Genomic DNA, 4,492 nt, shown 5'->3' with positions numbered 1-4,492 from the left:
GGCACGTCGTCCGTGCCGTAGACGACGCCGGGCTCCGGAAGCAACACGACTCCCGTCTCGAAGATCGCGAGGTCAGTCAGTCCACGCGCGATGTTGCGGTGTGCGATCTGCAACAGCCCGGGGATCAGCGATCGCCGCAGGAAGGGGGCCTGTCCATCGAGCGGGTTCGCGAGCTTGATACTCGGCAGGTGCGCGCCGGACGCCGAGCCGTGCAGGTCGTTGTGCGCCTCGGTGGTGAACGGGAACGCCGGAGTCTCGACGAGTCCGGCGGCTGCCAGAGCATTCGAGACACGGCGGCGGCCCTGCTGCAGCGCAGTGAGTCCTCGCCCGGACGGGGGCGTCGGCAGCACGGCAGGGATGCGGTCGAGTCCGTGCAGACGCGCGACCTCCTCAGCCAGGGTCCACTTGTCGGTGAGGTCGGGCCGCCAGCTGGGCGGGATGACCTGCCAGCCGTCAGCGGTCTCCGCGACCTCTGCGCCGATCGTCTCGAGCGCGTCGACGATCTCCTCATCGGTGTAGTCGACGCCGATGAGATCGGGCACGAACTCGGCGGGCAGTTCGATGCCGTCGATGGAGACATCGCTGAACAACGCCCCGCCGATCACGTCGATGCGACCGCCGGCGAGCTCGACCATGAGGTCGGCCACCCGACGCGCGGCGACGAAGGGCACCAGAGGATCGACTCCGCGTTCGAAGCGCTTGGACGCCTCGCTGGGCAGCTTGTGTCGGCGCGCACTGCGGGCGATCGAGATCGGATCGAAGATCGCAGCCTCGATCAGTACGTTGTGCGTCTCGCCGCTCATCTCGGTGGTGCCTCCGCCCATCACGCCGGCCAGGCCGATCGGCCCCGAATCGTCGGTGATGAGCAGATCCTCGACGTGGAGCGTGCGCTCCTGGCCGTCGAGAGTCTTCATCTTCTCGCCGTGCTGCGCGCGACGCACCGTGATGCCGCCGGAGAGCTTGTCGAGGTCGTAACCGTGGATCGGATTTCCGAGCTCGAGCATCACATAGTTGGTGATGTCGATCAGCACACCCAGCGAGCGGATGCCGGCGAGCGAGAGCCGTGCGATCATCCACGGCGGCGTCGGCCGGGACGGGTCGACATCGCGCACGACGCGCACGACGAACTCCTGAACGGCCGCGGCGTCTCGAAGAGGCTCGGCGTCGACGGCGATCGCGAATCCGGTGCCCGGTTCGACCTCCGACCATTCGTGCTCTGCGGGGTCGCGGAAGGCCGCGCCGGTCGCATGCGCGTACTCGCGGGCGACGCCGCGGATCGAGAACGCGTAGCCGCGGTCGGGAGTGACGTTGATCTCGACGGCGACGTCGTCCAGACCGAGCAGCTCGATCGCGTCGGTGCCGACGGGCGCGTCGATGCCGAGCGAGGACAGCACCAGGATGCCGTCGTGCTCATCTCCCAGTCCGAGCTCGCGTGCTGACGCGATCATGCCGTCGGAGACATGACCGTAGGTCTTGCGCGCAGCGATCGGGAACGGGCCGGGCAGCACAGCACCGGGCAGCGTCACCACGACCTTGTCTCCGACGGCGAAGTTGCTCGCGCCGCAGACGATTCCTCGAGGCTCGGCCTCGCCGACATCCACCTGGCACCAACGGATCGTCTTGCCGTTGGACTGCGGTTCGGCCTCGAAGGACAGCACCTGCCCGACGACGACAGGACCGGAGATCTCGAAGCGGTGGATCTCCTCCTCTTCGAAACCGACGGTCACCAACGACTCGAGGATGTCCTCTGCCGTGGCATCCGGCGCCACATCGACGTACTCACGCAACCACGAAAGCGGGACGCGCATCACACCACCATCCCGAACTGCTCGCTGAAGCGCACATCGCCCTCTGCCATGTCGCGCATGTCCTGCACATCGCTGCGGAACATCAGCCCGCGCTCGATCCCCATCCCGAAGGCGAATCCGCTGTACACGTCGGGATCGATGCCGGCCGCACGCAGCACGTTCGGGTTGATCATGCCGCAGCCACCCCACTCGATCCAGCGCGCGCCGCCCTTGAAAGTCGGGTGCCACAGATCGAGTTCGGCGGACGGCTCCGTGAACGGGAAATAGTTCGTGCGGAAGCGGGTCTTGGCCTCAGAGCCGAAGAGCTGCTTCGCGAAGTGGTCGAGGGTGCCCTTGAGGTGCGCCATCGTGATGCCCTTGTCCACGACGAGACCCTCGAACTGCGTGAACACCGGCAGGTGCGTCGCGTCGAACTCGTCGGTGCGGTACACGCGTCCGGGGCAGAGCACGTAGAGCGGCAGCTCGCGGTCGAGCATCGACCGCACCTGCACGGGGCTCGTGTGCGTGCGCATGACGAGATGACGATCGACCGGGTCCACGAAGAACGTGTCCTGCATCTGACGCGCGGGGTGATCGACGTCGAAGTTCAGTGCATCGAAGTTGAACCACTCGTGCTCGAGCTCGGGTCCTTCCGCGATCTCCCACCCCATGCCGACGAAGACGTCGCAGACGTCGTCCTGCAACTGAGACAGCGGATGCCGCGCGCCGACGCGCGTGCGAGAGGACACCGCGGTGATGTCGACGCGCTCGGCCTCGAGCCGCGCTGCGGTCTCGGCCTCGGCGAGTTCTGCCTCACGGGCGGCGAGCGCCTTGGTGACCTGGCCTCTCCCCTGCCCCACGAGCTTGCCGAACGTGGCCTTGTGCTCGGGCGCGACCTGGCGCATGGAGGCGTTCAGGACAGCCAGGGGCGATCCTTCGGCGACATGCGCTGTGCGCGCGGCCTTCAACTCGGCGGTGTCGGCAGCGGCGCCGATCGCCTCGAGTGCTGCAGCGACGGCGGATTCCACCGCCTCGGGCGTGATTTCTGGAGCGTCTGACACGAGACACGAGTCTACCGGCGCTGCGTGCTGCTGCCGGGCGCCGACGACGGTGCGCTCAGCGACCGCCGCCCTGATCGAACTTGCCCGCGCCCTTCTGCGCAGCGATGATCTCGGTGTCCGTGCCCTCGTGCATCACAGCTGCGTTGTCCGCCGCGATCGCCCTCAGCTTCGGAGAACGTCGAGTGCGGATCTCAAGGTACTTCGCGATGCCGGACAGGATCAGGCACATGACGATGTAGATGCCGCCGATGATGAACGCCGACTGCAGGATCGGGCGCCCCTGCTGCGAGCTGAGCAGCTTCGCGTAGTACAGCAGTTCGGGGTACGTGATGATGAACCCGAGCGCGGTGTCCTTCATGGTCACCACGAGCTGCGCCACGATCACGGGGAGCATGGCTCGGATCGCCTGCGGCAGCAGGATCAGCTGCATCACACCCGCTTTACGAAGACCGATGGCGTAGCCCGCTTCCTTCTGCCCTCGCGGCAGGGATTCCACCCCCGCGCGCAGCACCTCCGCGAGCACGGAGCCGTTGTACATCATGAGGGCGAGCACGACCGCCCAGTACGGGTCCATCCTCACACCGAGCGTGGGGAGGCCGTAGTACAGCAGCATCATGAAGACGAGGACGGGGACGGCGCGGAAGAACTCGGTCACCACCGTCACAGGGATCCGCACCCATGCGTGCTCCGACATGCGACCGATCGCCAGGACGAAACCGAGCGCGAGACTGAGCACCGCGGCCAGAGCGAAAGCGGCGAGCGTGTTGCCGAGCGCCTCGAGGATCTGACCCCACACCGCAGAGAACGTGAAGATGTACCAGCGTGAGGCGTCGAACTGGCCGGACTCCCAGAACCGATAGCCGATGAAGGCGACGATCGCGAGGACGACGACGACCGTGAGCACTCCGATCAGACGATTGCGGAGAACGGCCTTGGGTCCGGGGACGTCGAAAAGCACGGAAGTCATCGCGCGATCCTCCACTTGTTCTCGAGATATCGCTGCAGCCAACTGAGAAGCATGACGAGGGCGACGAAGATCACCGCGACCCAGAGAAGAACAACGAGTGCGTTCTCGCCACGCTCACTGAGGTACGAGCGGACCGCACCGAGTTCGAGCACCGAGAAACCCGCTGCGACCGTCGTGTTCTTGAGCAGCGCTATGAACACGCTCACCATGGGCGGGACGACGGAGCGGAACGCCTGCGGCAGGACGACGAGTGTCATCACCTGCCCGAACGGCAGGCCGATCGCGCGCGCGGCCTCGGCTTGACCCACCGGAACGGTGTTGATGCCGGCCCGCAGCACCTCTGCGACGTAAGTGGCCGTGTAGATGCCTATCGCCAGGATCCCCAAGATGATGGGGCTGAGCCTCGGAAGGCCGAGCTGCGGGTACCCGAAGATGAAGAAGAAGAAGACCAGCGTGAGCGGCGTGTTCCTGACGAGGTTGACGTAGAGCGTCCCGACCCCGCGGGCGATCGGGACCGGCGAGACGCGTGCTGCGCCGATGATCACGCCGATCAGGAGGGCGAGCACGCCTCCGCCGAAGAAGATCAGCAGGGTATTGCTGATCGCCTCGCCCCAGAGGTCGAGGTTGCCGAAGATGACGTCCACGCCGTCTCCCCTTCTGAAGATCGAGAGGGGGGG

At 66.3% G+C, this 4,492-nt stretch carries 4 protein-coding genes; all 4 read right to left on the bottom strand.

The features are described from left to right. Positions 1-1,808: phenylalanine--tRNA ligase subunit beta (gene pheT, locus ACNPNP_RS19900; RefSeq protein ID WP_448967760.1), on the bottom strand; the 1,808-nt coding region annotated here is incomplete at its 3' end. Continuing rightward, positions 1,808-2,848: a phenylalanine--tRNA ligase subunit alpha gene (gene pheS / locus ACNPNP_RS19895; RefSeq protein ID WP_448967759.1), complete on the bottom strand. Its 1,041-nt coding sequence runs from the start codon at positions 2,846-2,848 to the stop codon at positions 1,808-1,810. The genes pheS and pheT, both read right to left, overlap by 1 nt. A 55-nt stretch (positions 2,849-2,903) precedes the next feature. Further along, positions 2,904-3,815, bottom strand: a complete 912-nt coding sequence (locus tag ACNPNP_RS19890) for an amino acid ABC transporter permease (protein WP_448967758.1) — start codon at positions 3,813-3,815, stop codon at positions 2,904-2,906. Continuing rightward, positions 3,812-4,459 carry an amino acid ABC transporter permease gene (locus tag ACNPNP_RS19885; protein WP_448967810.1) on the bottom strand — a complete coding sequence of 216 codons (648 nt, stop codon included), beginning with the start codon at positions 4,457-4,459 and terminating at the stop codon, positions 3,812-3,814. The genes ACNPNP_RS19890 and ACNPNP_RS19885 overlap by 4 nt, the downstream gene beginning before the upstream one ends. Positions 4,460-4,492: the final 33 nt, after the last annotated feature.

The organism is Microbacterium xerophyticum (assembly GCF_053543555.1).
This window is presented reverse-complemented; position numbering and strand designations above follow the sequence as displayed.